Source organism: Pseudomonas sp. NY15364 (assembly GCF_048068235.1).
In the GTDB taxonomy this organism is placed as follows: Bacteria; Pseudomonadota; Gammaproteobacteria; order Pseudomonadales; family Pseudomonadaceae; genus Aquipseudomonas; species Aquipseudomonas mendocina_D.
The window spans coordinates 232,368-246,185 of the sequence record NZ_JBLUPX010000003.1 but is presented as its reverse complement, the minus strand read 5'-3'; the positions used below and the strand labels follow the sequence as shown (position 1 = coordinate 246,185).

Here is a 13,818-nt window from a genome sequence, read left to right as displayed (position 1 = left end):
TTGTTATGGCGTAGGGCAGCGGTGGCGCCGTGTTCAGTCGTCGCCGAACGGGCCGGCGGCGACGAAGGCTCCGCCCTGGTAAATACGTGCGGGGTCGTCGGCTGCAGGCATCGGCTGTGTTTCCACCTTGTCGCGGAAGATTTCCGAACTGTCCTTGGGCTGGAAGCCCAGGTGCGCGGCCTTGCTGTTGTCCCACCACACGTCGCGGTTGTTAGACATGCCGTAGACCACCGTGTGGCCAACGTTCGGGGCGTACAGGCAGCGTTCGATCAGGTGGGTGAGGTCGTCGTAGCTCAGCCAGGTGCTCATCATGCGGCGGTTGGCTGGCTCGGGGAATGAGGAGCCGATGCGGATGCTGACGGTCTCGATGCCGTAGCGATCGAAGTAGAAACTGGCCATGTCTTCGCCGTAGGACTTGGACAGGCCGTAGTAGCCATCCGGGCGGCGCAGGCAGTTGGCGTCGAGATGTTCGTCCTGCTTGTAGAAGCCGATGACGTGGTTGGAGCTGGCGAACACCACGCGTTTCACGCCATGGCGGCGGGCCGCTTCGTAGACATGGAATACGCCGCAGATGTTGGCACCGAGGATTTCCTCGAAGGGGCGCTCGACCGAGACGCCGCCGAAGTGCAGGATGGCGTCGACGCCCTCGATCAGTTGATGCACGGCGGCTTTGTCTGCCAGATCGCAGCGCACCACTTCTTCGTGGGGGCCGACAGCAGGGGCCATTTCACTGATATCGGAGAGACGCAGGATAGTGGCGTAGGGGCGCAGGCGTTCGCGCAGTACCTTGCCCAGGCCGCCGGCGGCGCCGGTCAGCAGCAGGCGATTGAAGGGGCGCAGTTCGCTGGAGGTCGTGGTCATGGCGGGGCCTGGACTCTTGCTTGTTGTTATTGGTTTGTCATACGTTGTCGTATGACTTGGATCGATTATCAGCACCCACTTCGGCAATGTCAACGCGACAGAGGTGGAAATCGAGGTGTTTCTTTTGCTCGTAACTGAGCCGATTCAGTCTGCTCAATGAGTCGATCTGGGGAACGGAAATATAGCTTGGTTGGCTCTACCACGGCAGTTAATCGTGTTGCTACAGTTTATTCGAGCAGTTCGGGTAGCATCAGACTGGTGCAGGGTCGGTATGCTCGATGCCTGTTTGACTAAAGTTGTATGACAACATATCTCGATCAGGTTGGCGTGCCTCCTTATGCGAGGTGTTCGAGTGACTGGAGGCGTGACATGGGCAGGAAACCTGCTGGCATCCGCAGCAGTGCGGCCCCGACCTTGATCGATGTCGCCAAGGTCGCAGGGGTGTCGCCGATTACCGTATCGCGTGCACTCGGCCGGCCTGAAGTGGTCACCGATGCGACCCGTAAGCGCGTGCTGGAAGCGGTTCGGGCGACCGGTTATGTCCCCAACCTTGCCGCGGGGGCGCTGGCTTCAAGTCGTAGTCGACTGGTGGCGATTTTCCTGCCGACCATTGCCAACTCGATCTTCGCCGACACCGTGCAGGCGCTGACCGACCGCCTGGCAGCGGCGGGCTATCAGACCCTGCTGGGCCTGACTGGCTATCGTCCGGAACAGGAGGAAGCCTTGCTCGAGGCGGTGTTGGGGCGTCGACCGGATGGCATCGTGCTGACCGGTACCGAGCACACCCAGGCCAGCCGCGAGCGCCTGGCGCGAGTCGGTATCCCCCTGGTCGAGGCCTGGGATCTGTGTGAGCACCCGGTGGATATGCTGGTCGGCTTCTCGCACGAGGCCGTTGGCCAGGCGGTGGCGAGCTATCTGATCGGCAAGGGCTACCGTCGCGTGTCGATGGTGGGCATCGATGACCCACGTGGCATGCGCCGTTATCGAAGCCTGACAGAGGCGCTGCAAGGTCATGTAGATGCGCCGGTGGCTGCACAGATTTTGCCCGCGCCGGCGACTCTGGCGGTTGGCCGCGAGGGGCTGGGCAGGCTGCTGCGCGAGGGCGTCGCTGGCGACGTGGTGGTCTGCAGTTCCGACACCGTAGCGCAAGGGGTGATGGCCGAGGCGCTCAGCCGCGGCCTGCGCATTCCCGAGGATCTGGCGGTGATGGGCTTCGGCGACCTGTCCAGCGCCGCCCATACCCATCCGCCGCTTTCCACCGTGCGAGTGGACGGGCCGCGTATCGGCTGTGCCATCGCCGATGCGCTGCTGGCGCGTATTGCCGAGCCGGCCGCTGCGCGTCAGCCGCTGCGCATGGATGTCGGTTTCGAGCTGATCGAACGCGGCAGCGCCTGATCAGGCCAGGCGCAGGTGGTTGTCCCACAACCCGGCGGGTAGTTGCAGAGCCTGGGTGGCGATGCGTTCGCCGCGGCAATCGTACAGGCGACAACGGCCCTGGCCCGAGGTCACCACGAAACCATCGGCCACCGCACCGACACCTGCGCAGTCCGGCAGCGGCACGTCCAGGCGCACCTGTGCACTGTCCAGATCCCAGATGAAGAAGCGGTTGCCGCGCGGTGCGGTCATCGCCAGCAGGCGCAGCTCGTCATGGATCGCCACGCTGGCGGTGTACTGGTTCATCGCCGCACGCTGAGGCTCGCCCAGGGCGAACGGCTGGAAGGGCTGACCGGGGCGTTTGATCGCCAGTAGCGGTACTTGATCGTGCAGGTCGCCCATGTACTGCTGGCCGCTGACCACCGTGCCGTCGCGCGCGACAGCGAGGTGGCGGATGCTGTTCTGCTGGTCGGCCAGATACTCCTGGCTGACCAGGCTGCCGTCGCGCTGCATCAGCACCAGGCTGGCCTGCATGGCATCGAGGTTCATATCGACGCGGCTTTCCGCTTCGGTGCGGATGCCGCCGTTGGCCACCACCAGGGTTTCGCCATCGGGCATCCACAGCAGTTGGTGCGGGCCTACGCCGTGGCTGCTGTGTTCAGCCGCGCGCAGCAACTGCTCACCCTGCAGGCGATAGGTGCCAATCACGCCACGGCCTGGCTCGGTGGTGTCGTTCTCGGTGGCGTACAGCCACTCGCCGCCCTTGTGGAACACCGCGTGGCCGTTGAAATGACGCCCGGCCGGCGAGGCCAGCGTTTGCACCAGGCGACCGTCGCGGGTGTCGATCAGGTAGCTCTCGGTGCTGGGGCGGCGGCCGACGAACAGGGCCATGGGCAGGCTGGGGTGCGGCACCACGTCATGGCAGCGTTCGTTCACCGGAGTGGCGAAGGCGCGTTCACCGTCGAGGCGATAGCCGACCGCGTAGTGGTTGCCGTCGCCATCGTCACGGGCTGACAGCAGCAACGGTTGTCCTGATGGGCCGAACAGCGTCCAGCCGCCAAAGGCACCCGCGGCCGCCAGGCTGGCGGCGGCTGCACTGAGGCCGAGGAAGGCTCTGCGTTGCATGCTCAGTCTCCGTCGTGGGCGTTGAAGCCGATCTGCACACCGAGCGCTTTGGCCAGCTCGCTTTCCTGCAGGCGGTGCAGACGATTGAGGCTGTCGTACAGCTCGTTCAGGGCGGTGCGACCGGCTTCGTCGGCGAGCAGTTCGACCAGTGGGCTGTCGAGTGCAGCCAGGCGCTGGCGGGTGTCCTGGTAAGCGTCGTCGATGCGTTTGGCCAGGTCGGCCTGATCTTCGCCCAGCAGCGATTGAATACCATCACGGTTGCTGCCGTGCCACAGCAGTTCGGCATTGGCCAGCGCCGCACCCTGGTTGGCCAGGCTGGCGGCACTGCGCCAGGCTTCGGCCTGGTAAGGCTGGGCGATGCCCTTGCTCTGGCGGCCCATCGGCGCACCGAGCTTCTTCTTCAGGCCGTCCAGGGCGCTGACCTGCACCCGCAACAGTTCGGCGATGGCCTCGTTGGCGTCGGCGTAGCGTTCGTTGGGAAACTGCTTCAGCTGTTCGGCCATGCCAGATTTGGCTTGCCACTCGCCGACTATCTCCGCGGCCAGGGCTTGCTGGTGCTTGCCGATGGCCTGCAACAGCGGGCAGTAGCGGGCTTTCTGGTCGGCCTGGGCGAGGTCCAGATTGGGGTCGAAGAGAATGTATTCGTAGGCGGTCAGGCCCTGCACCACCACGCTGGCATTGGACAGGTCATCCGCGCTCAGCTGCGGCTTGTTCTTCAGCAGGGCTTCGACCTGGCGCTGGACCAGGTTCTTCTTGTCCGGCCAGAACTGAATTTGCCAGGCGCGGTTGCCTTCGGCCAGCGGCCCGACCAGCAACGGCTGCAAGCCGGCCCAGGCACTTTGCGCGCCGAGAAAGGCCTGGCGAGCAGTGCTCAGATCGACGTTACCGGCGCAGAAGGCTTCGGCATTCACGGCCAACTGGCGGTCGGCTTCCTGCCAGCTGCTGTAGGCCGGCAGCAGCACGCCATCGGTCAGCGCCGCGCTGACCTTGGCTTTCGGGTCCTGCTGGCCGCAGCCGACCAGGGCCAGGCCGAGCAGAGAGGCGATCAGGGTTTTGTGCAACATCGCAGGCTCCTTAAAGAGAATTCAGGAAGGCGAGCAGCGCTGCTCGCTCATCGCTATCGAAACGCAGCACCTGCTGCTTGGCCGCTTCGGCCTCGCCACCGTGCCAGAGAATGGCTTCCAGCAGGTTACGGGCACGGCCGTCATGCAGGAACTGAGTATGGCCATTGACCGTTTGCGTCAAACCAATGCCCCACAGCGGCGCCGTGCGCCATTCACGACCGTTGGCGAGAAACTCCTCGCGGCCATCGGCCAGCCCCTCGCCCATGTCGTGCAGCAGCATGTCCGTATAAGGCCGGATCAGTTGGCTGGCCAATTCCGGCTCCGCCGCATCGGCCGATGTGGTGAAACTGGGGGTGTGGCACTTCTGGCAACCGGCCTGGTGGAACAGGCTCTTGCCCTTGAGCACGTCAGGCGAGTCGACGTCACGCCGTGCCGGCACGCCCAGGTTACGACTGTAGAACAGCACGCTGGCGAGGATGTTGTCGCTGACTTCCGGTTCGCCGCCATGGGGCGCGGCCAGGCAATCGGTTTGCGCCGTGGTGCAGTTGTCGTGAGGGATCAGCGAGCTGGTCAGGCCCATGTCATTGGCGAAGGCTTCGGCATTTTGCTGATTGAGGTTGGGTTGGCCAGCCTTCCAGCCGAAACGGCCAAGTGCACTGCGCTGCTGCTGGCGGTCCCAGACCCAATTGGGACGACCGGAAATACCATCGCCATCGGCGTCATCCGGATCGGCGCCGGCCAGGATGTCTTCTTCGGCGATGGCTTCGAGCAGGCCGAGGCCGATCATCGGCGGGGCGATGCGTGCCGAGAACCGGGTGTCGGGGTGCATGTCGCCGTAACCGAGCTGGCTGATGATCAGCTCTGGCTTGCGCAATTCCACCACTGTGCCGTCGGCGAAGCGCAGAGGCACGCTGCTGTAGGTCACGCGTATCTTGCCTTCGGGAGCAACACCGGGGTTGGCCATGTCCTGCATCTGGGTGCCGTAGGTGGGCTCGGCGACCACGCCCTGTTGGATCAGCACCTCGGCATGCTCCGGGCCGGCCGGTATCGACAGACGCACCAGCATCGAAGTGGCGCTGACCGCATCTGGCCCCGGTGGATGGCCGCGACCGTCCTTGATATGGCAGTTCTGGCAGGCATTAGTATTGAACAGCGGGCCCAGGCCATCGCGCGCTGTGGTGGTGGCTGGCGCCGTGACCCAGGGATTACGGAAGAAGCTGTTGCCCACGGCGAAATCCAGGCGACGGCTGGGTGCGAGGTTCGCCGAAGGCAGGGAGAAGGCGTTTTGATCGAACTTGCGTACCGTCGCCGCACCGGCCGAGAGATGTTCGCCAGGCTCTGCCTGGGTGAATTCAGGCTGCTGTTCGCAAGCGATCAAAGACAGGGCCAGAAAGGGCAGCAGGCAGTGCTGGAGCAGCGACATCGAGGAACAATCCGAACAGGCAGAGAAGCGGGGCGCCAAGATTAGCAGGCTAACGGAATTTAAATAAGATGGATTAGCGTTATCTAGACGCGGCCAGAGGTCGCGGGGTATGCCGGCATCATTCTTTCCCTGTCATCAGCTTCTTCGATTATCTATGCAGTGGCTGCGGCTTCAGAGAGTGGTGCTGATTGAGAGCAAGAACGTTCAAGACCTGCCAGGGGCGTTTGGCTAAGCTCGCCTGCCCAAGGAGGTTCCATGTCCCGTCAACACGAATTCACCCAGGGCGCCCGCGATATGCTGCCCATGCTGCTCGGCGCGATTCCATTCGGCATCATCTTCGGCAGCCTGGCAGGCGCTGCCGGGCTCGATCCCTGGCAGACCCAGGGCATGTCCTTGCTGGTTTTCGCCGGTTCGGCGCAGTTCATCGCCATCAGCCTGTTGAGCGGTGGCGCCGGTATCGCCGTGGTCCTGCTGACCACTCTGGTGGTCAATCTGCGCCATGCTCTGTACAGCGCCAGCATGCAGCCCCACGTCCGCCATCTGCCCAAGCGCTGGCGCGTGCCGTTGGCCTTCGGCCTGACCGATGAGGCCTATGCAGTGGTGGTGCAGCGCTATGCGCGGGGTGACCAGGGCACATACCGCCATTGGTACTTTCTCGGCGCGGCCCTGGCCATGTACTGCAACTGGCAGCTGTGCACGCTGGTCGGCGTGCTGTTCGGCCAGGCGGTGCCAAATATCGGTGAGTGGGGGCTGGATTTCGCCATGCTGGCGACCTTTATCGGCATCGTTGTGCCCATGCTGCGTAACCAACCGCAGGTCGCTGCGGCCCTGGTCGCGGCAGGCGTGGCGCTGGCGTGCCATGCCTTGCCCTACAAGCTTGGGCTAATGGCTGCGGCGGCCAGTGGCATCGTCGTCGGCGTGTGGTTGGAGCGGCGCAACCCGGTGCTGCAGGAGGAAATGCTCTGATGGATATCTGGTTGTTAATCCTGGGCATGCTGGCGATCACCTTCATCACCCGCTACAGCCTATTCGCGTTTCCGGACCTGCGCTTTCCTCCATTGATCAGGCAGGGGCTGCATTACGTGCCGACTGCGGTGCTGACAGCCATAGTGATACCCGGCATGCTGATGCCGGACGGGCAGGTTTGGATGCTCAGCTGGAACAACGCGTACCTGCTGGCCGGTGTGGCGGCCATTGCCATCGCGGCGTTCACGCGGCACTTGCTGGCGACCATCGGTGGGGGATTGCTGGTGTTCTTTCTGCTGCGCTGGGCGTTCGGGCAGTTACCGATCTGAGTGGCGCGTGCCTTGGCTTTGCGTAGGGTGCGTTGCGCGCACCAGACAAATACCGCCGTATTCACAGTGTGCGTGGCGCACCCTACCGGGGAGGATCGCTGGAAGCCCGCTACACCAGCGCGCTGACCTTGAGCTCGCGCTGGCTCAGGCGCAGGTACTGCTCGTCTGCCTTGAGCAGCAGCGCCTGGTCGTCGACGCTCAGTTCCTCGTGCGCACGCCCTTCGGCCTGGCTGCGGTAGAGGCTTTCGCCCGGGCGACGACGCAGGCAGTGATAACGCTGCTGGCGCGGTTCCACCTTGAGGCTGAGCATGTCGATGTAGGCGACCTGCATCTCATCACTCTGCCCGGCTTCCAGGGCGCTGCGTTGCAGGGCAGGGGTGTGGGTGAAGGGTGAGGCCGAGAGCATGACGTGCTGGCATTGCTGCAGATCGGGACGCGGTACGCCATTGAGCAGCCAGTTGCCGCGCAGATCACGCTGCAGGCAGAGGTTGCGCTGGCCGTGGTTGTCGACTTTCAGCCAGAGACGGCGGAAGCGCCAGCGCGGGTCGCAATCGATCAGATAGTTGGCAACGATGCTGTCGCCCTTGATGACTTGCATGAGATGGCTGGTCGCATGGACGCCATTGGCATCCTGGCTCAGACGCAGGGTTTCCACGCCGGGGGTGTACCAGGGTTTCCATACCAGGGTTTGCTGCATCGGTCGACTCCATGCCGAGCGCGAAACAGGAGGGAAGGGCGCCACTGCGCGCAGAACACGTTCCCTCGTGTTCCATGTTTGTTATGGCGCGCAGGATAAAGCGATAGCGATGTGATGTCTGTCAGCTTTTGCCGACAGTTGCGCAGGTTTTTGCGCTATAGATTCAGCCTTTCGACTTCAGCGGTTGCTGCTCGAACTTCACGCCGTCCAGGCCATGAGCCATCAGCGCACGGATATTGCCGTGATCGCTGCCCTCGGGCGTGGCCAGCACACTGCGGTAGTGCTCTCCGAAGGCACGCAGCGCCTCGTCGTTGCTGAACCCTTCCAGCAGGGCCAGGCCCAGGGTCTTGCAGGAACCTTCGTTCTGGCCCGCGGCGTTTTCCACGTTGCCATTGCGGAAGGCGCTGGGCTGATAGTCGTAGTGCGCGGCGACGAACGCCAGGGTTTCACTGAAGGCGTAGTCATCCTGTTGCAGGCGCTTACGCAGCTCGTTGAGAGCGGTCATTCATGCTTTCCTTTTGCAAAGGCGGCTTGCTGTTCGGCCGACGCTTCTTTCTGATACTTGGCCTTCCAGTCGGCATAGGGCATGCCGTAGACGGTCTCGCGGGCCTGGTCGGCGCTGACCTCGACACCGAAGTCGTCGGCGGCGGCCTTGTACCACTTGGACAGGCAGTTGCGGCAGAAACCGGCCAGGTTCATCAGGTCGATGTTCTGCACGTCAGGACGGCTGCGCAGGTGCTGCACCAATGCGCGAAAGGCTGCAGCTTCCAGTTCGAGGCGTTCTTGCTCGGTCATGGTGGGCTCTCCGGGATTAGGTGGCGGCGATGATAAGAGCCGCGCAGGGAGGCGACAAGCCGCCGAAGGCGGCTGTCAGCGATGGCCGGCCAGGGTGATGGATACCGATTCGGCGAAACGCAGGGCATGCGGTTTGTCCACTTCCACTTCGGCGTAACGCACGGCCTGATGGGTCATCACCAGGTCGAGGATTTCCTGGGTCAGGCGTTCGAGCAGAGCGAAGCGATTACCTTCGACATGGGCGATGATCGCCTTGGTGATGGTGCGGTAGTTCAGCGCATGCTCGATATCGTTGACCTCTACCGCATCGACGGCGGGGTAGAGGATGGTCAGGTTGATCAACACGTCCTGCTTGTTGTTGATCTCTTCTTCCTTGATGCCGATGTAGGTGCGCAGGCGCAGGTCCTTGACGCGGATGCGCGCCATTCCGGGTTCCAGTCGCGGCATTAGTTGTTCCGTCCGATCAGTTGCAGAAATTCGTGGCGAGTGTTGCAGGACTCGCGGAAAGCGCCAAGCATCACCGAGCTGCTCATCACCGAGTTCTGCTTCTCCACGCCACGCATCATCATGCACATGTGCTTGGCCTCGATCACCACCGCGACGCCAGCGGCGTTGGTCACCTGCTGGATGGCATCGGCGATCTGCTTGGTGAGGTTTTCCTGGATCTGCAGGCGCCGTGCATACATGTCGACGATGCGTGCCACCTTGGACAGCCCGAGTACCTTGCCGGTGGGGATGTAGGCGACATGTGCCTTGCCGATGAAGGGCAGCAGGTGGTGTTCGCACAGCGAGTACAGCTCGATGTCCTTGACGATCACCATCTCGTCATTGTCGGACTCGAACAGCGCGCCGTTGACGATTTCCTCCAGCGACTGCTGGTAGCCGTGGCAAAGGTACTGCATGGCCTTGGCGGCGCGTTTCGGTGTGTCGAGAAGGCCTTCGCGCTCGGGGTTTTCACCGAGGCCGACAAGGATCTCGCGGTATTGCTGGGAAAGAGGATGGCTCATGGCAGTGTCCTGGGCAGCCGCGTCACTTGAGGTGGCGGCCGCCGTTGAGGGTAAGGGTGGTTCCGGTTACGTAAGGGTTGTCCAGCAGGTAGCGCAAAGTCTGGTAGAAAGCCTGCGGGCCGGGTTCTATGCCCAGCGCCGATTTGGCCAGCGTCTTGGTGCGGTAGGCGTCGTCATCGCCAGCGTTGAACATCAGTAAAGCCGGCGCGATGGTATTGACCTTGATGCGCGGCGCCAGACGTGCGGCGAACGACAGCGTCAGGCTTTCCAGGCCTGCCTTACTTGCGCAGTAGGCGGGGCGATTGGCGCTGCCCTTGCGCACCACGTCATCGCTGACGTGAACGATATCGGCCTGTTCCGACTGCAGCAGCAGGTCACTGCAGTGCAGGTTGATCAGGTAGGGCGCGAGCATGTGCACGCTGAACAGCTGGCGGAAGGCATCGGCTTCTTCGCCGGGTGTTTCGGCCAGCCAATCCGAGGCGTTGTGCACAATCGCCCGCAGGCCGTTGCACTGCGCCTTGAGTTGTTCGATGAAAGCCAGAATGCCGGTCTCGTCACTGAAGTCGGCCTGTAAGGCGACGGCGCCACGCTCACGCAGCTGCGCGATGCTATCGCGCTCCTGGCGGTAGCTGATGATCACCGGCTGGCCCGCGTCGAGCAGGCGCTCGGCACAGTAGAGGCCCACTCGCTGGCCGGCGCCGGTAATCAGGATGGGAAAGCTGGCAGCGCTCATGTGCGACTCGCATGAAAAATGGAAAGGCCGGACGTTTACGTCTTAGGTCACTTGACCCGTGACAGGCGATACTCGGCAGACCTCGGATAAAGTTATACCAGAGCTGCAGCTTGTACAATCGTGCGTGCCATGTGTTTTTGCTATGGGGGTCGGTGTGTAAGCCTATTTAACTGAGTTTAAAGGCTTTTTACCGGAGTTCTGGGTAGGCGCTTTCTATACTTTACTTGTACGGATTGTTGTTTTTGTATAGGTGTCGGCGGCTTGTACAACGAAATCGGCCAGCGCGAGGCTGGCCGATGGGGGAGGAGGGAGCTATCAGGATTTACCGAGGCTGGCGGCGCGTCGGCTCAGGCGCTGCGGGTAGTTGCCCTGCAGCCAGGGTTCCAGCAGGCGCGTGGACAGCGGAATGAACAGGTAGGTCATCAGGGGCGTCAGGGCCAGCGTCGACAGCAGTACGCGGGTTACCAGCGACAGGTCGGCAAGCCAGGGGCCGAACAGCAGATTGAAAGCCAGCGACACCGGAAAGAACGCCAGCCAGATCGCCACGCTTTGCTTCCAGCGCGGAGCTTGGCGGTGGGCGCTGCCGAACCAGGCATCGAGGCCGACTGCTCGCTTTTCCTGCGGTTGGGCGAAAAGTCCCGCACCACGCTGCAGCCACGCCTGGCGCGAAGCGGAATGCTCCCAGGAGGCCATGGTCTGTTCGTCGCTGAAGCGGAAGACGATCTGAAACTCATCGTCATCGGCGGGCGGTGCCAGCACGCCGGAGCCGAGATAGCCCGGAAAGTCGGTGGCCAGGTGTTCGCCTTCACGCAGCCAGGTGATGAAGTCGTGATAACGACCATTGGCGACGCGGCGCGCCACCATCAGGGTTACGGGGGACATTTTGTATCTCCTCGAGTGTTGCCGTCAGCCGGGGTGTGGCGTAGGGCGCGATCGAGCACGGGGTGGTGTGCTCGACGAAAATTGCAGCAAGGATTATTCCCGTTTTACGAAAATTAGCCAGCCCCGCCTGACAAGGGGCTCCAGACGGGTTAAAGGAGAAACCTGGGTCGGGATTTGCACCATTCAAGGGCATGGGCCGTGTGCGATGGTTCGGTGAAGGGCGCCAGGCATGGATAAACACCGCGCTTGAGGCTGCCGTTATCCTCGTCGTTGTGCTTGGTATGGTTTTGTACATATCTTGCACAATGCCAGTGAGCTGTTGCTGGGTTACAATTGCCGAATATTCGTTGCCGTGATGCCCGAAACCATGCCCGAACTCGCCTCCGTCACATCGCTCGCGTCCAGCGCTTTGAAACAGGAAGAGCTGTTCCCCATTCGCGAGGTTTCCCGCCTTACCGGTGTCAATCCGGTCACCCTGCGTGCCTGGGAGCGGCGTTACGGCCTGATTCAGCCGACACGCACCGATAGCGGCCATCGCCTGTATTCGCAGGCCGACATAGACGCGGTGCGCAGCATCCTCGCCTGGATCGAGCGTGGCGTCGCGGTCAGCAAGGTTGGTTCGATCCTGGCCAAGAGCGCCAGCAGTCGCAGCGTCGCCACGCCCGCCTACAACGACGTCGTCAGTGACGACTGGAGTCAGTGGCAGGATCAACTGCGCAGCGCGCTGCAGAACTTCGATGAGTCTCGTCTTGAGCGTGTGTACGGGCAGATTTTCTCCTGCTATCCGCTGCAGGTGGTATTTCAGAACATCTTCATGCCGGTCTGGCAGGAGCTTCTGCTGCGTCAGGACGAAGTCGGTCAGCGCGGCGAGTGGCTGATGCTCGACTGCTTCCTGCGTGGGCGTTGCTGGCAGCGACTGCAACTGGGGCGCGATGATTCGCGCGAGCGCGTGCTACTGGTGGCGCTACCTGGCCACTGCCGAGAGCTTGAGCTGCTGGTTGCAGCGTTGCTGCTGGGCAATCAGGACGTCGACGTGGCGGTGATGGGGCCCGGTGTTCCGATGGCCGATCTGGCCCTGGTTTGCGAACGGATGCAGCCGCAGGCGCTGGTGGTTTTCAGCAATCAGCCGCCGGGCGATGAATTTCCGCGGCAACTGGCGCGTCTGGCGCTTGGTCTGGAATGTCCGGTGCTGCTGGCCGGAGACAGTGCCGATCTGGCGGAGGAGAGCTTGGCCGGCTCGCCCATCGCGTGCCTGGGTAGCGAAGGGCGTCTGATGCAGCGTCGTCTCCAGCAGTTCCTGGCTGGCCATCTCGATACCTGAGATGGCCCTGGCTGCTGAGTCTCAGTTGGCTGCTACGGTCTGCGGTTGTTGTTCGTTGTGCTGTTCGAACAGGTACTGACGCAGGGTCTGTTCATCTTCTTCATGTAGCGTCTGCAGGCTGTAGGCGTAACACGTCTGGCTGACACGTCTTGCCAGCTGTGCGCGCAGTTGAACGCGACGCTCCTGAGGCAAGATCAGTTGCAGCAACTGATCCTTGGCCGGCATGCCTGCTTTGTTGTATTCCACCAGGATTCCATTGTTCGATAGCTCCAGCGCCATCAGGCCGCTGGGCTGGTCGCTGCTGTCCAGCAGTGTCAGCGCAGTGGGTAGAACGAGGCGCCATGGGCGTTCGTTCACCCCTTGTTCGAAGATCAGCGGGGCTCCCAGTTCCAGGCGCGACCGGCTGTGGTCGTCCTGAATCAGGTGCAGGGGAAAGCTCAGATGCTGATTGTCGGTATGGGTGTCCAGGCTTAGCTGCTCTTCGTTGCCCAGGCGAGCCAGAAGCTCACTGAGTCGATCACCCAAAGCCAACTGCGGCGCTGCGTTAGCGCGCCGCTTTTGCGGAGGTTTGAAGAGGATCTTCTGGAGGAAATCCAGTTCGTCCTGAGTCAGCAGCGGGTCGCTTTGCATGGAGTAAATACTGCAAGGGGGCAAACCCTTCTGACTGCCGCGCCAGACGATAGTTTTATCCGTTCGTCAGCTTTTCAGACGCGCCAGTTCGGCCTTCAGCTCCGCCACTTCCACCTCCAGCTCGCGTACGCGCTGCTTGGCTTCGACCTGTTCGGTGACATCCTTCTGGATGCCGATGTAGTAGGTCAGTTGGTCGCTTTCATTGAGCACTGGAGTGATCGACAGCTCGTTCCAGAAGGCGCTGCCGTCCTTGCGGTAGTTGCGGATGATCTGTCGGCAGGGTTTGCTGGCCTTGACGGCTTCGCGAATGGCCTGCAAGCCGAACTGGGCCCGGTCACTGCCCTGCAGGAAGCGGCAGTCCTGGTAGAGGATGTCATCGCTGGTGTAGCCAGTCAGGCGTTCGAATGCCGCGTTGGCGTAGATCAGGATATTGTCTTCGCCCTCCTGCTCGGCCACCACGATTCCATCGTTGGAGGCGTCGACTACCAGTTGCAGCAGTTTGGCATTGATCATGAGTCCGGTTCCGCGATGGATATGCGCTGCATTCTAAAACATCGGGTCGGGCTGTCCACTTGCGGCATAATGCGCGGCGTTTTTCCTGTTTCCGGAGT

General features: G+C 62.4%; 17 protein-coding genes. 4 read left to right on the top strand and 13 right to left on the bottom strand.

From position 1 onward, the window contains the following. Window positions 1-33: 33 nt before the first annotated feature. Window positions 34-861 carry an NAD-dependent epimerase/dehydratase family protein gene (locus ACNFCJ_RS04740; protein WP_416770082.1) on the bottom strand — a complete coding sequence of 276 codons (828 nt, stop codon included), beginning with the start codon at window positions 859-861 and terminating at the stop codon, window positions 34-36. A gap of 369 nt (window positions 862-1,230) precedes the next feature. On the opposite strand from ACNFCJ_RS04740, the gene ACNFCJ_RS04735 reads away from it, so the two are divergent. Continuing rightward, window positions 1,231-2,256, top strand: coding sequence for a LacI family DNA-binding transcriptional regulator (locus ACNFCJ_RS04735; RefSeq protein ID WP_416770080.1), 1,026 nt, complete (start codon window positions 1,231-1,233; stop codon window positions 2,254-2,256). On the opposite strand, the gene ACNFCJ_RS04730 is transcribed toward ACNFCJ_RS04735, so the two are convergent. Genes ACNFCJ_RS04730 through ACNFCJ_RS04720 form a run of 3 tightly spaced genes read right to left on the bottom strand, consistent with a single transcriptional unit; the run spans window position 2,257 to window position 5,847 of the window. Beyond that, entirely contained in the window at window positions 2,257-3,360 is a 1,104-nt protein-coding gene (locus tag ACNFCJ_RS04730) for a DUF1513 domain-containing protein (RefSeq protein ID WP_416770078.1), read from the bottom strand. A gap of 2 nt (window positions 3,361-3,362) precedes the next feature. Continuing rightward, the gene (locus ACNFCJ_RS04725) at window positions 3,363-4,424 is read right to left on the bottom strand and encodes an imelysin family protein (protein ID WP_416770076.1); all 1,062 of its coding nucleotides are present in this window, start codon (window positions 4,422-4,424) and stop codon (window positions 3,363-3,365) included. A 10-nt stretch (window positions 4,425-4,434) separates the two neighbouring features. Next, entirely contained in the window at window positions 4,435-5,847 is a 1,413-nt protein-coding gene (locus ACNFCJ_RS04720) for a di-heme oxidoredictase family protein (RefSeq protein ID WP_416770074.1), read from the bottom strand. Window positions 5,848-6,102: 255 nt separating this feature from the next. Between ACNFCJ_RS04720 and ACNFCJ_RS04715 the strand changes: the two genes are divergently transcribed. Together ACNFCJ_RS04715 and ACNFCJ_RS04710 are read left to right on the top strand one after the other, a co-directional pair. Then, window positions 6,103-6,813: an AzlC family ABC transporter permease gene (locus ACNFCJ_RS04715; RefSeq protein WP_416770073.1), complete on the top strand. Its 711-nt coding sequence runs from the start codon at window positions 6,103-6,105 to the stop codon at window positions 6,811-6,813. Next, the gene (locus ACNFCJ_RS04710; protein WP_416770071.1) at window positions 6,813-7,142 is read left to right on the top strand and encodes an AzlD domain-containing protein; all 330 of its coding nucleotides are present in this window, start codon (window positions 6,813-6,815) and stop codon (window positions 7,140-7,142) included. The genes ACNFCJ_RS04715 and ACNFCJ_RS04710 overlap by 1 nt, the downstream gene beginning before the upstream one ends. A 109-nt stretch (window positions 7,143-7,251) precedes the next feature. Here the strand turns inward: ACNFCJ_RS04710 and ACNFCJ_RS04705 are convergent, their stop codons facing one another. From ACNFCJ_RS04705 to ACNFCJ_RS04675, 7 genes are all read right to left on the bottom strand, one after another. Continuing rightward, window positions 7,252-7,839: a putative glycolipid-binding domain-containing protein gene (locus ACNFCJ_RS04705; protein ID WP_416770069.1), complete on the bottom strand. Its 588-nt coding sequence runs from the start codon at window positions 7,837-7,839 to the stop codon at window positions 7,252-7,254. 163 nt (window positions 7,840-8,002) lie between these two features. Next, window positions 8,003-8,344 (bottom strand): HopJ type III effector protein, encoded by a 342-nt coding sequence (locus ACNFCJ_RS04700; protein ID WP_416770067.1) that lies wholly within the window; start codon window positions 8,342-8,344, stop codon window positions 8,003-8,005. Continuing rightward, window positions 8,341-8,634, bottom strand: a complete 294-nt coding sequence (locus tag ACNFCJ_RS04695) for a DUF1244 domain-containing protein (RefSeq protein WP_256833502.1) — start codon at window positions 8,632-8,634, stop codon at window positions 8,341-8,343. Before ACNFCJ_RS04695 ends, ACNFCJ_RS04700 begins: the two co-directional genes overlap by 4 nt. A 75-nt stretch (window positions 8,635-8,709) precedes the next feature. Beyond that, window positions 8,710-9,081, bottom strand: a complete 372-nt coding sequence (folX, locus tag ACNFCJ_RS04690) for a dihydroneopterin triphosphate 2'-epimerase (protein ID WP_003462464.1) — start codon at window positions 9,079-9,081, stop codon at window positions 8,710-8,712. Next, window positions 9,081-9,641: a GTP cyclohydrolase I FolE gene (gene folE / locus ACNFCJ_RS04685; RefSeq protein ID WP_416770065.1), complete on the bottom strand. Its 561-nt coding sequence runs from the start codon at window positions 9,639-9,641 to the stop codon at window positions 9,081-9,083. The genes folX and folE overlap by 1 nt, the downstream gene beginning before the upstream one ends. Window positions 9,642-9,663: 22 nt before the next feature. Next, window positions 9,664-10,374 (bottom strand): dihydromonapterin reductase, encoded by a 711-nt coding sequence (gene folM / locus ACNFCJ_RS04680; RefSeq protein ID WP_416770064.1) that lies wholly within the window; start codon window positions 10,372-10,374, stop codon window positions 9,664-9,666. Window positions 10,375-10,689: 315 nt separating this feature from the next. Beyond that, window positions 10,690-11,256, bottom strand: a complete 567-nt coding sequence (locus ACNFCJ_RS04675) for an antibiotic biosynthesis monooxygenase (protein ID WP_416770062.1) — start codon at window positions 11,254-11,256, stop codon at window positions 10,690-10,692. Between the two features lie 367 nt (window positions 11,257-11,623). Between ACNFCJ_RS04675 and ACNFCJ_RS04670 the strand changes: the two genes are divergently transcribed. Beyond that, window positions 11,624-12,577 (top strand): MerR family transcriptional regulator, encoded by a 954-nt coding sequence (locus ACNFCJ_RS04670; RefSeq protein WP_416770061.1) that lies wholly within the window; start codon window positions 11,624-11,626, stop codon window positions 12,575-12,577. Window positions 12,578-12,598: 21 nt separating this feature from the next. Here the strand turns inward: ACNFCJ_RS04670 and ACNFCJ_RS04665 are convergent, their stop codons facing one another. Together ACNFCJ_RS04665 and ACNFCJ_RS04660 are read right to left on the bottom strand one after the other, a co-directional pair. Continuing rightward, a complete protein-coding gene (locus ACNFCJ_RS04665; protein ID WP_416770059.1) occupies window positions 12,599-13,207 on the bottom strand; it encodes a PilZ domain-containing protein in 609 nt (202 codons plus the stop codon). 66 nt (window positions 13,208-13,273) lie between these two features. After that, on the bottom strand, window positions 13,274-13,720 hold the full coding sequence (locus ACNFCJ_RS04660) for a PAS domain-containing protein (protein WP_179574199.1): 447 nt from the start codon (window positions 13,718-13,720) through the stop codon (window positions 13,274-13,276). Window positions 13,721-13,818 lie beyond the last annotated feature (98 nt).

Excerpts from the sequence above, each read along its gene's own strand:
- ACNFCJ_RS04740 (WP_416770082.1), bottom strand. The coding sequence starts at position 861 with ATGACCACGACCTCCAGCGAACTGCGCCCCTTCAATCGCCTGCTGCTG.
- ACNFCJ_RS04735 (WP_416770080.1), top strand. The coding sequence starts at position 1,231 with ATGGGCAGGAAACCTGCTGGCATCCGCAGCAGTGCGGCCCCGACCTTG.
- ACNFCJ_RS04730 (WP_416770078.1), bottom strand. The coding sequence starts at position 3,360 with ATGCAACGCAGAGCCTTCCTCGGCCTCAGTGCAGCCGCCGCCAGCCTG.
- ACNFCJ_RS04725 (WP_416770076.1), bottom strand. The coding sequence starts at position 4,424 with ATGTTGCACAAAACCCTGATCGCCTCTCTGCTCGGCCTGGCCCTGGTC.
- ACNFCJ_RS04720 (WP_416770074.1), bottom strand. The coding sequence starts at position 5,847 with ATGTCGCTGCTCCAGCACTGCCTGCTGCCCTTTCTGGCCCTGTCTTTG.
- ACNFCJ_RS04715 (WP_416770073.1), top strand. The coding sequence starts at position 6,103 with ATGTCCCGTCAACACGAATTCACCCAGGGCGCCCGCGATATGCTGCCC.
- ACNFCJ_RS04710 (WP_416770071.1), top strand. The coding sequence starts at position 6,813 with ATGGATATCTGGTTGTTAATCCTGGGCATGCTGGCGATCACCTTCATC.
- ACNFCJ_RS04705 (WP_416770069.1), bottom strand. The coding sequence starts at position 7,839 with ATGCAGCAAACCCTGGTATGGAAACCCTGGTACACCCCCGGCGTGGAA.
- ACNFCJ_RS04700 (WP_416770067.1), bottom strand. The coding sequence starts at position 8,344 with ATGACCGCTCTCAACGAGCTGCGTAAGCGCCTGCAACAGGATGACTAC.
- ACNFCJ_RS04695 (WP_256833502.1), bottom strand. The coding sequence starts at position 8,634 with ATGACCGAGCAAGAACGCCTCGAACTGGAAGCTGCAGCCTTTCGCGCA.
- folX (WP_003462464.1), bottom strand. The coding sequence starts at position 9,081 with ATGCCGCGACTGGAACCCGGAATGGCGCGCATCCGCGTCAAGGACCTG.
- folE (WP_416770065.1), bottom strand. The coding sequence starts at position 9,641 with ATGAGCCATCCTCTTTCCCAGCAATACCGCGAGATCCTTGTCGGCCTC.
- folM (WP_416770064.1), bottom strand. The coding sequence starts at position 10,374 with ATGAGCGCTGCCAGCTTTCCCATCCTGATTACCGGCGCCGGCCAGCGA.
- ACNFCJ_RS04675 (WP_416770062.1), bottom strand. The coding sequence starts at position 11,256 with ATGTCCCCCGTAACCCTGATGGTGGCGCGCCGCGTCGCCAATGGTCGT.
- ACNFCJ_RS04670 (WP_416770061.1), top strand. The coding sequence starts at position 11,624 with ATGCCCGAACTCGCCTCCGTCACATCGCTCGCGTCCAGCGCTTTGAAA.
- ACNFCJ_RS04665 (WP_416770059.1), bottom strand. The coding sequence starts at position 13,207 with ATGCAAAGCGACCCGCTGCTGACTCAGGACGAACTGGATTTCCTCCAG.
- ACNFCJ_RS04660 (WP_179574199.1), bottom strand. The coding sequence starts at position 13,720 with ATGATCAATGCCAAACTGCTGCAACTGGTAGTCGACGCCTCCAACGAT.